We start from the raw sequence: 16,227 nt of genomic DNA on the forward strand, positions 1-16,227 counted from the left end.
AGGGGCCAGACCGGTCGGGAGCGCGGGGCGGCGTGCTCCTCGGCGGACCGGTCAGCGGACCAGCCGCCGCCACACGCCCGGTGCCACGCTGAGCAGCAACGTCAGCGCCACCGCCGCCAGCACCCCTTCCCACGGCTCCTTGAACAGCGACCCGCCCAGAATGCCGATCAACTGGTAGGTCACGGCCCACGCCAGGCACGCCGGCAGGTTGCCCCGCGCGAACCGCCGCAGCGGCATCTTCGCCAGCAGACAGGCCAGCATCACCGGGATACGTCCCGCCGGCATCAGCCGGGACAGCACCAGCACGGCCACCCCGTGGTCGTCCAGCTTCGCCTGCGCCTGCGTCAGCCGGTCCTCGGGCGCCCGCCGGCGGATCGCCTCCAGCCAGCGCGAGCCGTTCTTCGAGCCCATCCCGCGCCGCCCCAGCCAGTACAGCGCGATGTCGCCGAGGAACGCGGCGACCGACGCCACCACGAACACCAGCAGCAGCGAGAAGGGCGCCGCCTGATGGAACGCCACCACCGCCGCCGAACTGACCAGCGCCCCGGTCGGCACCACCGGCACCAGCGCTCCGACCAGCACCAGCAGGAACAGGGTCGGATAGCCGATCGCCTGCTGGGTGGACGCGTACGGCCCGGGAGTGCTCACGGCGGCCAGGAGGATCACCGGGCCTCCTCCACGAACTGGGCGTCCTCCGTCGGCCGGCGTCTCATCGCGCCACCTCCGGACGAACGCTCTCCCCGTGTTCCAGCCGGTGCACCGCCACACCGGGAGCGCGCGCGGCGGCGAGACGGACGAACTCCTCACCGGGGGCGTGGAATTCATGGGGGCGCACAGCGTCCATCCCGATCGGCCAGTACGTGCCGTAGTGCACGGGAACCGCGCTCCGGGGCGCGAGCAGCGCAAGCGCCTCCGCCGCGCGCCCCGCGTCCAGATGCCCCTCGCCGAGATGCGGCCCCCAGCCGCCGACGGGCAACAGTGCCACGTCGACCGGCCCGACCTCCTCGGCCATCTCCCGGAACAGCCCGGTGTCCCCGGCGAAGTACGTCCGTGCGTCGCCCTCGACGACGAAGCCGAGCGCCGGCGAACGGTGCGGCCCGACCGGCAGCCGCCGCCCGTCGTGCCGGGCGGGCACGGCACGGACGAGCAGGTCACCGACGTTCAGCTCGTCCCCGGCCGCCACCTCGCACAGACGCAGATGCGTCAGCCTGCGCAGCCCCGGCACCTGGCGCGACGCGCCCTTCGGCAGCACTACCCGTGTGCCCGGGGCGAGTCGGGCCAGTGAGGGAACGTGCAGATGGTCGGCGTGCAGATGCGACACCAGTGCGACGTCCGCGACCGCGGCCTCCGCCGGGGGAGGCGCACCCCGGCGCCTGCGCAGATGCGCGAGCCGGCGCGCGAACAGGGGGTCGGTGAGCACTCTCGTGCCCGAGTCCTCCACGGTGCAGGTCGCATGGCCCCACCAGGTGATCTCCACCGGCACTCCGTTCGCCTCCTTCGCGCTACTCCCCCGAGCCTACGGGCTGGAGTAGGGTCTGCGGCCTGGGCCTGTCCGGCGGATCATGCCGTGGACAGGCGTGCCGGACCCCGCGTCCGCGGCTCGTTCCGCCGGAGGGGCTCCGGGACCCGGAGGTGAGGGGGACACCATGGGAGACGAGGGAGATGTCGGCGGCGCCCCCGGCGTGGCCTGTCAGGAAGCGGTGCGCGGGTGCGGCGGGGCGACGGGACGCGCGGCGGTGGTGCGCGTCGCGGCCATAGCGAGCCTGACGCCGCTGGAGGAGCTGGAGGCGGACCCCTTCCTGGTCGACTCCCGCAGCCAGCACGCCATGTGCGCCCGCTGGGCCGCCGAGCGCGGCTACGTGGTGACGCGCGAGCTGCTCGTCCGCGCGCTGCGCCCCGACCACTGCGCCCTGTGGGCCGATGTCGACGCCGGCCTCGTCGACCTCTTCGTCGCCCCCAGCCGCCGCGTCCTCGAACGCGCCCTCGCCTCCGTCGAGGACTTCACCGCCGAGTGCGCCCGGCGCGGCATCCGCGTCGAGACCGTGGGGCGCGCCGAACCCGCCTACGACGCCCAGATGAAGGCCCGGGTCCACCGCCGCCTGTCCATGCCGACGGCGGGCTACGACGGCCGCTGAGCGGCGGCGAGTCCCTGCGCCCGTGCCACCCCTGAACGCCACCCCGGCGCCCCCACCCGGTATGACAGTCTGGGCCCACGGACAGGACGTGAGGTGACCGGACCGTGGGCGGCGGACGTTGGCGGAGAGTACTGAGCGGCGTCGGGCGCATGCTCGCCGTATGGGCGGTGTCCACCCTGACCATGCTCGTGCTCGCGGGCGCGCTCCCCGACTTCCGGCTCCAGTCCGAGTCCGGTGAGAGCGGCACCCAGATCGCCGTCACCGCGGCCTTCGGCGCCGGCGCGTTCGGCCTGCTCTCCGCCCTCGTGTGGCCGCTGCTCGTGCGGGCGATGCTGCTGGTGCCGGCGCTCGTCCTCGGCCTGCTCGTCTTCTTCCTCAACGGCTCGCTGCTGCTGCTCGCCCTGCGGATCAGCCCCTCCGGCCAGGGGGAGGCCGCCCCGGAGACCGCCGTGGTGGTCGCCGCGGTGATGTCCGCCGTCGCCTCCGCCACCGGCGGCGCCCTCGCCGTGCGGGACGACGACGCCTACCGGCGCCGTCTGTACCGGCTCGCCGACCGCCGCCGCCGGAACGCCGACGGCCGCCCGGGGCCGGCCGGCCCCGGCACCGTCTTCCTCCAGCTCGACGGTGTCGGCCACGACGTGCTGGAGGCGGCGGCGCAGAAGGGCCTGATGCCGACCGTCGCCGCCTGGCTCGGCCACCCGGCCGACGGCGCCGCCCGCCCCCGCCCCACCCACCGCCTCACCCCCTGGCGCACCGACTGGTCCAGCCAGACCGGCGCCAGCCAGCTCGGCATCCTGCACGGCACCAACCACGACGTGCCGGCCTTCCGCTGGTACGAGAAGGACACCCGGGAGGTGATGGTCTGCAACCGGCCCGCGGGCGCCGCCGAGCTTCAGCGCCGGGCCGTCGACCGCACCGGCGACGGAGGTCTGCTCACCGTCGACGGCGCCAGCCGCGGCAACCTCTTCAGCGGCGGCGCGGAGCAGCTCGCGCTCGTGCTGTCGATCGCCGCCCGCCGGGGCCGGCGCAACCGTTCCCGCGCCGGGTACTTCGCCTACTTCTCCGACCCGGCCAACGCCGTCCGCACCGCCATGTCCTTCGTCGCCGACGTCCTGCGGGAGACCGGCCAGTCCGCCCGCGCCCGGTTCGCGCGGCAGCGGCCCCGCGTCAAGCGCGGCGGCCTCTACCCGTTCATCCGCGCCTTCGCCACCGTCGTCGAACGCGATGTCGTCGTCGCCGCGGTGATCGGGGACATGTTCGCGGGCCGCGCGGCGATCTACGCGGACCTCGTGGCCTACGACGAGGTCGCCCACCACTCGGGCCCGCACAGCCGCGACGCCGCCAAGGTCCTCGAACGCCTCGACCGTTCCCTCGCGCTGATCGCCCAGGTCGCCGGGCACGCCCCGCGCGCCTACCGGATCGTCCTCCTCTCCGACCACGGCCAGAGCCCCGGCGAGACCTTCCTCGGCCGCTACGGCCTCACGCTCGGCAACCTGGTCCGCGCCGGCTGCGGCCTGCCCGTGCCGCGCCGGGCCCGGCGCACCCACAGCGGCGCCGAGGCCCGCACGGCCGTCCGGGCCGCGCTGCGCATCCCCGGCGAGGAGCGCGTGGAGGAGCACCGGACGACGCGCCGCTCCGAGCCGGTCGTGCTCGCCTCCGGCAACCTCGGCCTCGTCTCCTTCCCGGACGTCCCGCACCGGATGAGCCGCGAGGAGATCGATGCCCGCCACCCCGCCCTGCTCTCCACCCTCGCCAACCATCCCGGCATCGGCTTCGTCCTCGTCCGCAGCGAGGAGCACGGCGGTCTCGTGCTCGGCGCGCACGGGGCGGAGATCCCGATCGGCGAGCTGAGCGACGAACACCCCGGCCCGCTCGCGGACTTCGGCCCCGGCGCCGCCGACGCCGTCCGCCGCACGCACGGCTTCCCGCACACCGCCGACATCATGGTCAACTCCTGGTACGACCCCGCCGAGGGCGAAGTCCTCGCCTTCGAGGAGCAGATCGGCTCCCACGGGGGCCTCGGCGGCTGCCAGTCCCGCCCCTTCCTCATGTCCCCCCTCGCCCTCTCCGAGCCGACGGCCGACGACGAGGACCTGGTCGGCGCCGAACACATCCACCGCGTGCTCAGACGGTGGCTACGGGAGGCGAACGGCCCCCAGGTCCCGCTGGTCGAGCCCGCGGCGCCCGTCCGGGGCGCGGGCGATCGCGCGACGAGCCACGAGGGTCCCGCAGCCGCCAGGGAACAGAACCCGGCGGACGCCTAGCCCTCCCGGCCCCCGGGCAGCGGGCCTGTCGGGGTCCCCGACCGCAGTTCACCGCGCGGGGGGCCGGTGTTCAGGATGAGATGAGGCCCGGACGGCCCGGAGTGTGATCGGATGGGGGCACGGAACCCGGCAACGGGACCCCATCGAAAGGACTCATCGTGGCAACCACGCGCACCGCACACACGGTCTGGGAAGGCGAGCTCCTCAAGGGCACCGGCACCGTCACCTTCGACTCCTCCGGCATCGGTTCGCAGCCGGTGTCGTGGCCGTCGCGCGCGGAGCAGGCGAACGGCAAGACCAGCCCCGAGGAACTGATCGCGGCCGCCCACTCCAGCTGCTTCTCCATGGCGCTCTCGCACGGCCTCACCGGCGCGGGCACCCCGCCCACCCGCCTGGAGACGAAGGCCGACGTGACCTTCCAGCCCGGTGAGGGCATCACCGGCATCCACCTCACCGTCCGCGGCGAGGTCCCCGGCCTGGACGCGGCCGGCTTCCAGGAGGCGGCCGAGGGCGCAAAGAAGAACTGCCCGGTCAGCCAGGCCCTCACCGGCACGACGATCACGCTGACGGCCGAACTGGCCTGACGGCCTGCTTCGCGCGCCCCGTCGACGCCCCGTTGACAAGAACCCACTCAAGTTTTGTGCTGGTGCCGAGAACACCGGGCGGAACCTTGCGGGAAGGGGACGGCGATGGGGCGTGCGGTCGGGGTCGATCTCGGTACCACGAACTCGGTGGTGGCCGTGCTGGAGGGCGGCGAGGCGACGGTGGTCGCCAACGCGGAGGGGCAGCGGACCACACCGTCGGTGGTGGCGTTCGCCAAGAACGGCGAGGTCCTGGTCGGCGAGGTCGCCAAACGGCAGGCCGTGACGAACGTGGAGCGCACCGCACGCTCCGTCAAGCGCCACATGGGCGACGGGAGTTGGCGCTTTCCCGACCAGGGTGCGCTGGACGGCACCCGCTATCGGGCCCAGGAGCTGTCCGCGCGCGTCCTGCAGAAGCTGAAGCGGGACGCCGAGTCGTATCTCGGGGAGGACGTCACCGACGCCGTCATCACCGTGCCCGCGTACTTCGACGACGCCCAGCGGCAGGCGACCAAGGAGGCGGGCGAGATCGCGGGCCTGAAGGTCCTGCGGATCATCAACGAACCCACGGCCGCGGCCCTCGCGTACGGTCTGGACCGGGGCGAGGAGCAGACCGTCCTCGTCTTCGACCTCGGCGGCGGCACCTTCGACGTCTCCCTCCTGGAGATCGGCGACGGGGTCATCGAGGTGAAGGCCACCAACGGCGACACACGCCTCGGCGGCGACGACTGGGACCAGCGGGTCGTCGAGTACCTCGTCAAACGGTTCCAGGGGCAGCACGGTGTCGACCTCGGCAGGGACAAGATGGCGCTCCAACGGCTGCGCGAGGGCGCCGAGAAGGCCAAGATCGAACTGTCCAGCTCCTCCGAGACGTCCGTCAACCTGCCGTACATCACCGCTTCCGCCGAGGGGCCGCTCCACCTGGAGGAGAAGCTGACCCGCGCCCAGTTCCAGGAGCTGACCGCGGATCTGCTCGACCGCTGCCGCACCCCCTTCCACCAGGCCGTCAAGGACGCGGGGGTGAAGCTCGCCGCGATCGACCGTGTCGTCCTCGTCGGCGGCTCGACCCGGATGCCCGCGGTCAGCGACCTGGTGAGGGAACTCACCGGCAAGGACCCGCACAAGGGCGTCAACCCCGACGAGGTGGTGGCGGTGGGCGCCGCGCTCCAGGCGGGCGTCATCAGGGGCGACGTGAAGGACGTGCTGCTGCTCGACGTCACCCCGCTGTCCCTGGGCATCGAGACCAAGGGCGGCATCATGACCAAGCTCATCGAGCGCAACACGACGATCCCGACCCGCCGTTCGGAGATCTTCACGACGGCCGCCGACAACCAGCCCTCGGTCGGCATCCAGGTCTACCAGGGCGAGCGGGAGATCGCGGCGTACAACAAGAAGCTGGGCGTCTTCGACCTCACCGGTCTGCCGCCCGCGCCCCGTGGCGTCCCCCAGATCGAGGTGGCCTTCGACATCGACGCGAACGGCATCATGCACGTCTCGGCGAAGGACCTGGCGACCGGCCGCGAACAGAAGATGACGGTGACGGGCGGCTCCGCCCTGCCCAAGGACGACATCGACCGCATGATGCGGGAGGCCGAGCAGTACGCCGACGACGACCGCCGGCGCCGCGAGGCCGCCGAGACCCGCAACCACGCCGAGCAACTCGTGTACCAGACGGAGAAGTTCCTCCGGGAGAACACCGAGCGCGTCCCCGCCGACAGCCGTGCCGAGGTGGAGTCCGCCGTCGCCGACCTGAAGCGTCTTCTGGCGACACCCGAGGACACCGCCGCCCTCCGCGCGGCCACCGAGCACCTGGCGACCGTCAGCCAGCGCATGGGCCAGGCCATGTACGCCGCGGCCGCGGCCTCCGCCGCCCCGGCCTCCGAGGGACCGCCGCCCGGCCCCGCCGAGGAGGAGGGTGTCGTCGACGCGGAGATCGTGGACGACGAGAAGGGACCGAAGGGGGGAGCGGTGTAGGGGGAACGGCGTGGGCGGGCCGCCGGCCTGGGCTCAGTACCGCTCGCGGTAGTGCCTGAGCAGGGTCCTCGTCCGCTCGGCGGACGCCGCGTGGGCGGCCATGTGGTCGAGGACCTCCAGGTGGAGCGCGACCTCGGTGCGGGAGTCGAGGTAGAGGGCGCCGGTGAGGTACTCGGTGTAGACCATGTCGGGGAGTTCCGGTTCGGCGAAGCGGAAGAGCGAGAAGGGGGCGTAGGTACCGGGGTGGGGTCCGTCGGCGAACTCACAGACCTGAAGGATGACGTGATCCTTCTCGGTGATCTCCAGCAGCCGGTCGATCTGGTCGCGCATCACCTGGGAACGGTTGCTCACCGGACGCATCAGGGCCGTCTCGTCCATGATCACCCACAGGTGCGGCGGCGTCTCCTGGATGAGGAGCTTCTGTCTCGCCATCCGCAGCGACACATGGCGTTCGATCGTCTCGGGACCGGTCCGGCCGACGGTCCCGGCCTCCATCACGGCGCGCGCGTACTCCTCGGTCTGCAGCAAGCCCGGCACGAAGTGCGGCTCGTACTGCCGGATCAGATGCGCGGCGCCCTCCAGACTGACGTACACGCTGAACCAGTCGGGCAGCACGTCGTGGAACCGCTGCCACCACCCCGGCTTGTTCGCCTCCTCGGCCAGCGCCACGAACGCCGCGGCGTCGTCCTCGCCGACGCCGTACGTCGACAGCAGGACCTGGACGTACGGGATCTTGAGCGCGACGTCGGCCGTCTCCATGCGCCGTACCGTCGCCGGGGCGACATGGAGGACCCGCGCGGCCTCCTCGCGTCTGAGCCCGGCCGTCTCCCGCAGTTCCTGCAGACGCCTGCCGAGCACCACCTGGCCCACGGTCGGGGCGGGCCGCCGCTCACTCACGCCACGCCTCCCCACGCGCCGAGATACACGACCAGTCTGTCATGTTCCGCTGGGCATCTCACCAAGGCGCCCGGAACGGCCGCCCCGGGTTCCGGATGCCTGACGTGCCGGGCGCCCGCCGGCCCCGCCCGGTACGTGCCCCGGCGCGCGGCCGTCGCGGAGGGTCAGGGCATCAGCGAGTGGAGGTACTTCACCGTCGCCGGGTCGGCCGGGAGGAAGGTCTCGATGGCCAGCTCCGCCACGGTCACGTCCATGGGGGTGTTGAACGTGGACACCGAGGAGACGAAGGACAGCACCTGCCCCTCGTGCTCGATCCGCATCGGCAGCGCGAAGCAGGCAGCGGCCCGCGCTCCGGGCTCCTCACCGGGCTCGTCGTCGGGCGTGCCCGGTGGCAGCGGATACGCCGCCACCTCCTCGTACAGCGCGCGCAGCGGCTCCGAGCGGTGCAGGGCGAGCTGCCGGTTCATCTGCTCCAGCAGATGTCCCCGCCAGGCGCGCAGGTTCCGGATGCGCGGTGCCATGCCCTGCGGGTGCAGGGTCAGCCGCATCGCGTTGAGCGGCGGCGCGAGCAGCGACGCGGGGACACCGTCGAGCAGCATCAGGACGCCCCGGTTGGCGGCCAGCACCTCGTACGTCGCGTTCATCACCAGCGCCGGATACGGCTCGTAGCCCTGGATCAGCCGCTCCATGCCCTCGCGCAGGGTGGCCATCGACGGGTCGTCCAGTGGGGTCTGCGGGTAGTGCGGGGCGTAACCGGCCGCGAGGAGCAGGGCGTTGCGCTCGCGCACGGGTACGTCCAGGTGCTCGGCCAGCCGCAGCACCATCTCCTCGCTCGGCCGGGACCGGCCCGTCTCGACGAAGCTGATGTGCCGCGCCGAGGATCCGGCACGCAGCGCCAACTCCAGCTGACTGAGGCGGCGTTGCTCCCGCCACGCCCGCAGCAGCGGGCCCACGCCCGGATCGGGGAGGACGGGCGGCCGGCCCGGGGCGCCGGTCGGGACAGTGGTCATGCGGAGAACGTAGCCGAGGCGGTCAGGAGGAGGCCCGTGTTCCGCCGCCGGATCCGGGCGCAGACGGCCCCGAACGCCGTTCGCGTGGCCGGATGCGTACGCCTCCGGCCCTGCGATCGGCCGCCTGACCTGGGAACCGGCCGCGCGGCTGTGGCACGCTGAAAGGGACCCCGCGCATCACGGAGGGGCGTTTGGGAAGGAGTGGGTCATGTCTGTCGCACCCCTGTCGCCGAAGGAGATCGAGGACCGGTTGGCGGAGCTGCCCGGCTGGTCGCTGACCGGGGGCCGGCTCACGCGCTCCTACCGCCTCGGCTCGCACTTCGCGGCGACCGCGCTGGTCGTCCACATCGCCCAGACGCAGGAGGAGCTGAACCACCACTCCGACCTCACGCTCGGCTACGACACCGTCTCGCTGACCATCAGCACGCACAGCGCGGGCGGCGCCGTCACCGAGAAGGACGTCGAGCTGGCCCGCAGGGTGGAGGCGCTCGCGCCCGGCCACGGGGCGGGCTGAGGCGGGTGCTGGACTACGACAAGGAGGCCGGCGACTACGACGCCCTGCGCGGCGGCGAGCCCCGCGCCGAGGCCGCCGCCCGCGCCGTCCTCGGCCTCGTCCCCGAGGGCACCCGCCGGATGCTCGACGTCGCCTGCGGCACCGGGATCGTGACCCGGCGGCTCGCGGCCGCGCGGGACGGGATGCGGGTCACCGGCCTCGACCTCACCCACGCCATGGCGAGCCGGGCCGCCGCCCGGCTGCCCGGCTCCGTCGTGATCGGCGACGGCCGCCGGCTCCCCTTTCGTGACGGGGGGTTCGACGCCGTGACCAGCGTGTGGCTGCTGCATCTGCTGGGCGGCCCCGAGGACGTACGGGCCGTGGTCGGCGAGTGCGCCCGCGTGCTGCGCCCCGGCGGTGTCTACGTCACCACCGTCGACAAGGCCGCCTCCCACAACGTGGGCAGCGACATCGACGCCGTGCTCGCCCCGCGCCCCCGGGCCCCGGCCATGGATCCCGCGGCGGCCGTCGAGAAGTACGCCGCCGAACACGGGCTGGGGGTCGCCGGACACGCCCGTTTCGCGGGCCGGGGCCAGGGCCGCAGCCCTCGCCGCACCGTCGCCGACCTGCGCCGCGGCTGGTTCGTGACCCTCCCGCCCGGCGATCCGCTCGCCGACGACTACGCGGTACGGCTGGCGTCCCTCCCCGACCAGGACCGTCCGCGTCCGGACCCGGAGTTCAGCCTCAGGGCGTTCCGCAAGTCCGCCTGAGCCGCCGAGACCATGGCCGAACTGGCCGAACTGGCCGAAAGGCGCGGCAGCGCGGCCGAAAGGTGCGGCAACGCGGTCGGGAAGCGTGGCGACTGAGTTGCGGAACCCGTCCGTCCTCTCTGGAGGTTCGTCACGTGCAGCACCCGCACAGGCACCACAGACGCCGAGCCCTGCGCTCGCTGGTGACCGTGGCCCTCGTCGCCGCCGGACTCACCGCGCTCACCGGCCCGCCCGCCGAGGCCGCCACCGCCCGCCAGGTCGAGAACCTCGACCGGGGCCTGGTCAGCGTCCACGTCGACAGCGGCAACCTGGTCAGCTGGCGCTGGCTGGGCACCGACCCGGACACCGTGTCGTTCAACGTCTACCGGTCCGGCACGAAGGTCAACGCGACCCCGGTCACCGCTTCCACGAACTACTTCCACTCCGGCGCGCCCGCGCAGGCCGACTACACGGTCCGCGCGGTCGTGAACGGTGTGGAGCAGGGCGACTCGGCGCACGCGGTCCAACTCCGCACCGGCTACAGGGACGTGCCGATCAGCCCGCCCGCCGGCGGGACCACCCCGGACGGCGTCGCGTACACCTACGAGGCCAACGACGCCTCCGTGGGCGACCTCGACGGCGACGGCACCCTGGAGTTCGTCCTGAAGTGGCAGCCGACGAACGCCAAGGACAACTCCCAGTCCGGCTTCACCGGCAACACGGTCGTCGACGGCATCAAGCTCGACGGCACCCGTCTGTGGCGGATCGACCTGGGCCGCAACATCCGTTCGGGCGCGCACTATACGCAGTTCCAGGTGTACGACTACGACGGCGACGGCCACGCCGAGATCGCCATGAAGACCTCGGACGGCACCGTCGACGGGACCGGTGCGGTCATCGGCAGTTCCTCGGCCGACCACCGCAACTCCAGCGGCTACGTCCTGTCCGGTCCCGAGTACCTGACCATGTTCGACGGCCGGACCGGCAGGGCGATGCAGTCCGTCGACTACGTCCCGGCCCGCGGTACGGTCTCGTCGTGGGGCGACTCGTATGGCAACCGCGTCGACCGCTTCCTCGCCGGGACGGCGTATCTGGACGGCGCCCGCCCCTCCCTGATCATGGCGCGCGGCTACTACACCCGAACGGTGATCGCGGCCTGGGACTGGCGGGGCGGCTCCTTCACCCGCCGCTGGACCTTCGACACCAACTCCTCCAGCAACAGCGGCCGGGGCTACGACGGGCAGGGCTCGCACAGCCTCTCCGTCGGGGACGTCGACAACGACGGCAGGGACGAGATCGTGTACGGCGCGATGGCCGTGGACGACAACGGCGCCGGCCTGTGGACCACGAGGACCGGCCACGGCGACGCCCAGCACCTGGGCGACCTCGACGCCTCCACCGCCGGCCTGGAGTACTTCAAGGTCTCCGAGTCCACCTCGCAGCCCGCCGCGCTGTACATCGACCCCGCGAACGGCGCGGTCCGCTGGAAGCTCGCCGCCTGCTGCGACAACGGCCGGGGCGTCGCCGGGGACATCCACGCGGGCAACGCCGGGCCCGAGATGTGGTCCGCCTCCGACACCTCCATCCGGGACAGGGCCGGGGCCACGAAGGGCCGCGAGCCCTCCTCCGTCAACTTCCTGTCCTGGTGGGACGGGGACCCGGTCCGCGAACTCCTCGACGGCACCCGCATCGACAAGTACGGGACCTCCGGCGACACCCGTCTGCTGACCGGCTCCGGGGTCCTCTCCAACAACGGCACCAAGGCCACGCCCGCGCTCTCCGGCGACATCCTCGGCGACTGGCGCGAGGAGGTCGTCTGGCGCACCAGCGGCAACACGGCCCTGCGGATCTACTCGACACCCGTCGAGACGAGCAGGAAGATCACGACCCTGCTGCACGACCCGATGTACCGCACCGGCCTGGCCTGGCAGAACACCGCCTACAACCAGCCCCCGCACACCAGCTTCTTCATCGGTGACGGCATGCCGACGGCGCCCCGGCCGACGGTCCACGCCCCGTAGGCTTGTGACCTGCCGTAATTCCTGAGCTGAGCGGCATGGCGGCGGCCTCCCGAGCCCCGGGGGAGGCCGCCCCAATCATGATCCACTTTCGCTGGGGAGGATTTGGGGAGATCCATTTCCTGGGGGAGTCTCGGGCATCTCGTCCGCCTCGGCCAGCTCGTCAGTCATGAACCGGCCGATCGCCGCCCGCCCTCGCTGCCCCGACTTCGGCATGAAGTGCACGTAGGTCCGCAGCGTGAATGCCAGGTCGCTGTGCCCCAGCCAGGCGGCCAGTTGAGTAATGGGCTCACCCTCGGCCAGCACAGCGCTGGCGAACGTACGGCGCAGCACATGGAACCCGAACATGCGCGGCATGTTCCACTCCCGGGTCGACCCACGGCAGGGCCACCTCGACGCTGGGGAAGCGGTTCGCGTGTTCCTTGACGGCCTCCGCAAGCTCGGGCGCGCAGGGCGCGACGCGCTCCTTGTTGCCCTTCGGTGGTGCGAAGGCGAACCGGCCCTTCACCTTGATGATCTGGCGAACGACGTTGATGTCCTCACCCTCGATGCCGTCCGGGGAGAACCCGAACGTCTCACCCTGGCGCAGGCCGGCCCCGACGGCCAGATCGGCCAGGATCCGGTACGGCTCAGGCAGGGCGAGCCGTACAGACCGGACGGCCCGCTGCTCCCACGCCAGAGCCTTCGACTTGGGCAGCCGGGGCGCCTTCAGGCCAACCGTCGGCCAAATCTGCCGCGCCATCATCGTCAACAGCCCACGGCTAGCTGCAGGACTCGGCGCAGACCCCCGGATACAAGCACGCATCGACGAATGCGAGGCCGCCAGAAAAGCGAGCAGGCCCATCCCGATGTGGACCTTGTCACCCACAGGGCGAGAGGAGGACTGATCCGAACCCCCCATAGGGCGTCACCAAGCATGCCCACGGTCAGACGCGCGACATCGCAAGCGGCAACGGGATGGGCAGCCCTTCAACCCCAGCTCCCCCGCGAGCAGCATCTCGGACACACACTGAAGGCGATCACTGTGCTGCAGATCAACCACCTCGGCTGAAGGCAACCAGAGGCTTCGGCAGCTCTATGCTCAGAAGATGCCTGAGTACCGCGTAGTGCACGTCCAGGACTGGATCTCGACGAGGAACGATGGGCAGGTGCAAGACGTGCCCAATGCGACCACCGTCATGAACCAGCACGCCGCAGAAGGATGGCGGGTGATCGCCTGCGTCCCTGGAACCAACGCCCAAACCTACGCCGGACTGTTCATCACCTTCGAACGCAACTGACCCCTGGCAGCAAGAGCCGACCATCCAGGCCCCCTCGATCGGCAACCCTGACCTGGCCCAACGCTTCCTTGGCGAAATCAACCGGGCCCCCGCGCACCAACTGCTGCAGGTGTTCGCACGCTGGGAACGGATCGCCAAGGACACCCTGGCCGCCGTTGAACGCGGGCGCGAGATCGCCGCCGCAGAGGCCCGCGGAGAAGGCACCACCGGGGGAGTGGATCGACGGCACCGAACGCCTCCAGGCGATCGCTGCACGAATCGGGTCACGCGGAGCTGCCTGACCTGACAGGCTGCGCTACGACCCGATCACCGAGGCTGTCTTCGACAGCCTCCCCGAGCCGGCCCGGGACGAATTCGACCGGGCCATCCTCGCCGCCTGCCAAGACCTCTACGGTACAACCGAGGCTTACGGCATCGACGACGGCATCACCCGCACCCTCGTACTCACCCGCACCGTCGCCGTGCTTCTCCTCGTCCACGCAAGACGCTACGGATCCTGCATGCCTCGGCGCGCGCTGCAAGCACCTCACGGCGCGCGTCCTCTGTCAGGCGGACTGCCCTCCCTCGGGAAGAGGCGCTGATTCCGAACGACACCCCCCGCAGCCGAAGCTGCGGGAGCGTTCTGCTGCCCGAAGGGCTCAGCCCGCGCCCGCCCCTGACATGGACGGGGCGGGCGTTCATGCGTTCAGCTGTCGCAGCCGACGCCGTCGCCATCACGGTCGAGGTGACTGCCGTAGCCGGGTTCCCCGCGGTGGACGGGCGCGGCTCCGGCCGCGCGGGCCTCCGAGCAGTTCGAGTAGTAGGCGCTGCCGCCGCCAGTACCGCCCCCGCTGCTGCTGCCGGAGTTGTCGTCTGCGGCGGGCTGTGCGGTCACGGTCTCGGTGACCTTCACTTTCACCTTGACCGTCTCGGTGGCGGTCACAGCCGGCGCGGCTTTCGGTTTGGCTTCAGCGGTCGTTGTCGCCGTGACCGTGGTGGTGGGGCCGGGCTTGGCGGCGGTGTGCTTCGCGTCGGCTGTCTGCGGGTCGCTGGCGCCGGCGCCGATGCCGATGAAGAAGGCGAAGCCGAGCGCGGGGAGCACGTACCGCTTGCGGGCCCATCTGGGTGCGGGTCTGACGGGCTGCGGCATGGGCGGTGTGGTGTACGGGCTGGTCACGTCGTCCCCCTGGGGTGTTTCGGGTGGCATGACGGTAGTGCCCTGGTGCGCCGGGTGGGTGAGTAGTGACGGTTCTGTGACTGTCCGTGCCGACTCCCGGGCCCTCCGGCAACGGGCCCGGGAGCCGTGCGACGCCTTGTCAACCGGCCTGGCGCTGCTTCTGCTCGCGCAGTTCGTGGACGCTGGCGGTGAGGGTGCCTTCTTGCTGTTCGTAGTGGGAGAGGGCGAGGCCGAGGCCGAAGAAGGTGGGTGCCCATTCGCCCACGAAGATGCCCCACCGGTCTGCACGGGCGAGGCCGCCGACGGGTTCGGCTTTGAGGCTGGTTGCCCAGGTGGCGACGGAGAGGCCGATGGAGGTGAAGGCAGCCAGGTAGGCGTGTTCGCTGCGGATGCCCATGTCGTGGAGTTTCTTGATGACCATGGTGTGCTCCGTTCTGTGGGATCCCTGGTTGGAGTGCCCACACTCGCCAGCACCATTCGAGCCTTTTGTCGGGTATGCCGGTTTCGGTGTGAGGTCGTAGGCTGGTGCTGCTCGCGGCTGTCGCGGAGGTGCCCCATGCCTGCGGTCTGGAGGGGAGCCATCTCGTTCGGGCTCGTCACTTCTCTGAACCAGCGTGGCTCATTGCACCGCTGTGTTCTGGAAGCCGACAGCGGGAACCACCGCATGCGGCCTCGTCGGAACGGAGGCAGGGCCGCGCATTCGGATGCGCCTTGTCCCCGGGGCGGCTGGACAGGCCGGTGGTGGCTGACAGGTGTGTTCAGTGAGGCTCTTCGTTGGCTCTGGCCTGCCAGTACGCGGCGCCTTCCTGGCTGGCGCGGGTGGCGGGGTGGCCTGGTCCCAGAGCGCGGAGGCGGTCCTCCAGTAGCTGTGCAGAGGCGGTCGCTGCCCCGGCTGCGTCGCCTGCCACACCTTGGTAATAGGCCAGGTGACCTCGCGCGGAGAGGGTCTCCGGATGGTCCGGGCCCAGGAGATGCATACGCCCGGCTACCAATTCTTCGTTGGCGGCAGCAGCGCCGTCCGGGTCTCGGGCCTTCCCCGGGGACGAGGCGAGCAGTTCCCAGGCCGTGATTTCGTCGGGATGGTCCGGCCCCAGTTCTCGCACGCGGGCAGTCAGCAGCTTCTTGAAGGCCGCTGCGGCGCCGGAGTGATCTCCCGCTGCTTCACGCCAGTGAGCGAGGATGCCCAGCGTGGTTAGGGTGTCGGCGTGGTCCGGGCCCAGCAGCCGCAGGCAGGCCCCCAGGAGTTCCTCCTGCGTTACAGAGGTGAGCCGGAGCCGCCCAGTCAGATGAGGCGGTCATGGTGAGGCTGACCGTGACATCGGCATCCCCAGCAAAATCGGCCCGGTCGACGCAGCCGAGTCGACTTGGCGGAGCCCCTCGATCTCGCCGAGCCAGCCTTCCTGCTCTGCCTCGGCGATCCGGTCCACGAGGTTGTCGCGGATCTTCACCAGTCGGCCGCGCTGGGCCGGGCCGGGGCGCAGGAGCGAGCAGCGGACGCAGGCGTGCTCGTGGATGCAGGCCACGATCATCCGTCGCGTCCGCGCCCCCAAGACCGGCACCTCCTACAACCAGCCCCCGCACACCAGCTTCTTCATCGGTGACGGCATGCCGACGGCGCCCCGGCCGACGGTCCACGCCCCGTAGACGACCGGTCCGGGGGCGGACCCGCC

At 71.7% G+C, this 16,227-nt stretch carries 20 protein-coding genes; 9 read left to right on the top strand and 11 right to left on the bottom strand.

Features of this window, described 5'->3' with window-relative positions:
• Positions 1–51 precede the first annotated feature (51 nt).
• The gene (locus ACZ6BB_RS03065) at positions 52–666 is read right to left on the bottom strand and encodes a DedA family protein (RefSeq protein ID WP_471613572.1); all 615 of its coding nucleotides are present in this window, start codon (positions 664–666) and stop codon (positions 52–54) included.
• Positions 667–709: 43 nt separating this feature from the next.
• Positions 710–1,483, bottom strand: a complete 774-nt coding sequence (locus tag ACZ6BB_RS03070) for an MBL fold metallo-hydrolase (protein ID WP_471613573.1) — start codon at positions 1,481–1,483, stop codon at positions 710–712.
• A gap of 163 nt (positions 1,484–1,646) precedes the next feature.
• On the opposite strand from ACZ6BB_RS03070, the gene ACZ6BB_RS03075 reads away from it, so the two are divergent.
• From ACZ6BB_RS03075 to dnaK, 4 genes are all read left to right on the top strand, one after another.
• Entirely contained in the window at positions 1,647–2,135 is a 489-nt protein-coding gene (locus tag ACZ6BB_RS03075; RefSeq protein WP_471613574.1) for a hypothetical protein, read from the top strand.
• 149 nt (positions 2,136–2,284) lie between these two features.
• Positions 2,285–4,399, top strand: a complete 2,115-nt coding sequence (locus tag ACZ6BB_RS03080) for a phage holin family protein (RefSeq protein WP_471614108.1) — start codon at positions 2,285–2,287, stop codon at positions 4,397–4,399.
• A gap of 158 nt (positions 4,400–4,557) precedes the next feature.
• On the top strand, positions 4,558–4,983 hold the full coding sequence (locus ACZ6BB_RS03085; protein WP_012999567.1) for an OsmC family protein: 426 nt from the start codon (positions 4,558–4,560) through the stop codon (positions 4,981–4,983).
• A gap of 105 nt (positions 4,984–5,088) precedes the next feature.
• Positions 5,089–6,954 carry a molecular chaperone DnaK gene (gene dnaK / locus ACZ6BB_RS03090; RefSeq protein ID WP_471613575.1) on the top strand — a complete coding sequence of 622 codons (1,866 nt, stop codon included), beginning with the start codon at positions 5,089–5,091 and terminating at the stop codon, positions 6,952–6,954.
• Between the two features lie 33 nt (positions 6,955–6,987).
• Here the strand turns inward: dnaK and ACZ6BB_RS03095 are convergent, their stop codons facing one another.
• Together ACZ6BB_RS03095 and ACZ6BB_RS03100 are read right to left on the bottom strand one after the other, a co-directional pair.
• Entirely contained in the window at positions 6,988–7,851 is an 864-nt protein-coding gene (locus tag ACZ6BB_RS03095; RefSeq protein WP_471613576.1) for a helix-turn-helix domain-containing protein, read from the bottom strand.
• A 164-nt stretch (positions 7,852–8,015) separates the two neighbouring features.
• Positions 8,016–8,861, bottom strand: coding sequence for a helix-turn-helix domain-containing protein (locus tag ACZ6BB_RS03100; protein ID WP_471613577.1), 846 nt, complete (start codon positions 8,859–8,861; stop codon positions 8,016–8,018).
• Positions 8,862–9,069: 208 nt separating this feature from the next.
• Here ACZ6BB_RS03100 and ACZ6BB_RS03105 point away from each other — a divergent pair, with 208 nt between their 5' ends.
• The 3 genes from ACZ6BB_RS03105 (at position 9,070) to ACZ6BB_RS03115 (ending at position 12,124) form a co-directional block, all read left to right on the top strand.
• Entirely contained in the window at positions 9,070–9,375 is a 306-nt protein-coding gene (locus ACZ6BB_RS03105; protein ID WP_471613578.1) for a 4a-hydroxytetrahydrobiopterin dehydratase, read from the top strand.
• A 5-nt stretch (positions 9,376–9,380) separates the two neighbouring features.
• A complete protein-coding gene (locus ACZ6BB_RS03110; RefSeq protein ID WP_471613579.1) occupies positions 9,381–10,124 on the top strand; it encodes a class I SAM-dependent methyltransferase in 744 nt (247 codons plus the stop codon).
• 134 nt (positions 10,125–10,258) lie between these two features.
• The gene (locus ACZ6BB_RS03115; protein ID WP_471613580.1) at positions 10,259–12,124 is read left to right on the top strand and encodes a rhamnogalacturonan lyase; all 1,866 of its coding nucleotides are present in this window, start codon (positions 10,259–10,261) and stop codon (positions 12,122–12,124) included.
• Positions 12,125–12,199: 75 nt separating this feature from the next.
• Here ACZ6BB_RS03115 and ACZ6BB_RS03120 read toward each other — a convergent pair whose 3' ends face one another.
• Together ACZ6BB_RS03120 and ACZ6BB_RS03125 are read right to left on the bottom strand one after the other, a co-directional pair.
• Positions 12,200–12,478 (bottom strand): tyrosine-type recombinase/integrase, encoded by a 279-nt coding sequence (locus tag ACZ6BB_RS03120; protein ID WP_471613581.1) that lies wholly within the window; start codon positions 12,476–12,478, stop codon positions 12,200–12,202.
• Entirely contained in the window at positions 12,411–12,989 is a 579-nt protein-coding gene (locus ACZ6BB_RS03125; RefSeq protein WP_471613582.1) for a hypothetical protein, read from the bottom strand. The genes ACZ6BB_RS03120 and ACZ6BB_RS03125 overlap by 68 nt, the downstream gene beginning before the upstream one ends.
• 220 nt (positions 12,990–13,209) lie before the next feature.
• On the opposite strand from ACZ6BB_RS03125, the gene ACZ6BB_RS03130 reads away from it, so the two are divergent.
• Complete coding sequence (locus ACZ6BB_RS03130) at positions 13,210–13,401, top strand: DUF4177 domain-containing protein (RefSeq protein WP_471613583.1); 192 nt, start codon at positions 13,210–13,212, stop codon at positions 13,399–13,401.
• Positions 13,402–13,664: 263 nt separating this feature from the next.
• On the opposite strand, the gene ACZ6BB_RS03135 is transcribed toward ACZ6BB_RS03130, so the two are convergent.
• The 5 genes from ACZ6BB_RS03135 to ACZ6BB_RS03155 form a co-directional block, all read right to left on the bottom strand.
• Entirely contained in the window at positions 13,665–13,880 is a 216-nt protein-coding gene (locus tag ACZ6BB_RS03135; protein WP_471613584.1) for a hypothetical protein, read from the bottom strand.
• Between the two features lie 206 nt (positions 13,881–14,086).
• Positions 14,087–14,587: an excalibur calcium-binding domain-containing protein gene (locus tag ACZ6BB_RS03140; RefSeq protein ID WP_471613585.1), complete on the bottom strand. Its 501-nt coding sequence runs from the start codon at positions 14,585–14,587 to the stop codon at positions 14,087–14,089.
• A gap of 109 nt (positions 14,588–14,696) precedes the next feature.
• A complete protein-coding gene (locus ACZ6BB_RS03145) occupies positions 14,697–14,978 on the bottom strand; it encodes a hypothetical protein (RefSeq protein WP_471613586.1) in 282 nt (93 codons plus the stop codon).
• 337 nt (positions 14,979–15,315) lie between these two features.
• Positions 15,316–15,843 (bottom strand): tetratricopeptide repeat protein, encoded by a 528-nt coding sequence (locus ACZ6BB_RS03150; protein ID WP_471614109.1) that lies wholly within the window; start codon positions 15,841–15,843, stop codon positions 15,316–15,318.
• A 9-nt stretch (positions 15,844–15,852) separates the two neighbouring features.
• Positions 15,853–16,080: a hypothetical protein gene (locus ACZ6BB_RS03155; RefSeq protein ID WP_471613587.1), complete on the bottom strand. Its 228-nt coding sequence runs from the start codon at positions 16,078–16,080 to the stop codon at positions 15,853–15,855.
• On the opposite strand from ACZ6BB_RS03155, the gene ACZ6BB_RS03160 reads away from it, so the two are divergent.
• Positions 16,070–16,201 carry a rhamnogalacturonan lyase family protein gene (locus ACZ6BB_RS03160; protein ID WP_471614129.1) on the top strand — a complete coding sequence of 44 codons (132 nt, stop codon included), beginning with the start codon at positions 16,070–16,072 and terminating at the stop codon, positions 16,199–16,201. The genes ACZ6BB_RS03155 and ACZ6BB_RS03160 overlap by 11 nt on opposite strands.
• Positions 16,202–16,227 lie beyond the last annotated feature (26 nt).

Source organism: Streptomyces sp. NPDC041108 (assembly GCF_055592645.1).

Coding starts and splice junctions, on each gene's coding strand:
- ACZ6BB_RS03120 (WP_471613581.1), bottom strand. CDS start 12,478: ATGCCGCGCATGTTCGGGTTCCATGTGCTGCGCCGTACGTTCGCCAGC.
- ACZ6BB_RS03140 (WP_471613585.1), bottom strand. CDS start 14,587: ATGCCACCCGAAACACCCCAGGGGGACGACGTGACCAGCCCGTACACC.
- ACZ6BB_RS03145 (WP_471613586.1), bottom strand. CDS start 14,978: ATGGTCATCAAGAAACTCCACGACATGGGCATCCGCAGCGAACACGCC.
- dnaK (WP_471613575.1), top strand. CDS start 5,089: ATGGGGCGTGCGGTCGGGGTCGATCTCGGTACCACGAACTCGGTGGTG.
- ACZ6BB_RS03105 (WP_471613578.1), top strand. CDS start 9,070: ATGTCTGTCGCACCCCTGTCGCCGAAGGAGATCGAGGACCGGTTGGCG.
- ACZ6BB_RS03080 (WP_471614108.1), top strand. CDS start 2,285: ATGCTCGCCGTATGGGCGGTGTCCACCCTGACCATGCTCGTGCTCGCG.
- ACZ6BB_RS03160 (WP_471614129.1), top strand. CDS start 16,070: ATGCAGGCCACGATCATCCGTCGCGTCCGCGCCCCCAAGACCGGCACC.
- ACZ6BB_RS03130 (WP_471613583.1), top strand. CDS start 13,210: ATGCCTGAGTACCGCGTAGTGCACGTCCAGGACTGGATCTCGACGAGG.
- ACZ6BB_RS03075 (WP_471613574.1), top strand. CDS start 1,647: ATGGGAGACGAGGGAGATGTCGGCGGCGCCCCCGGCGTGGCCTGTCAG.
- ACZ6BB_RS03100 (WP_471613577.1), bottom strand. CDS start 8,861: ATGACCACTGTCCCGACCGGCGCCCCGGGCCGGCCGCCCGTCCTCCCC.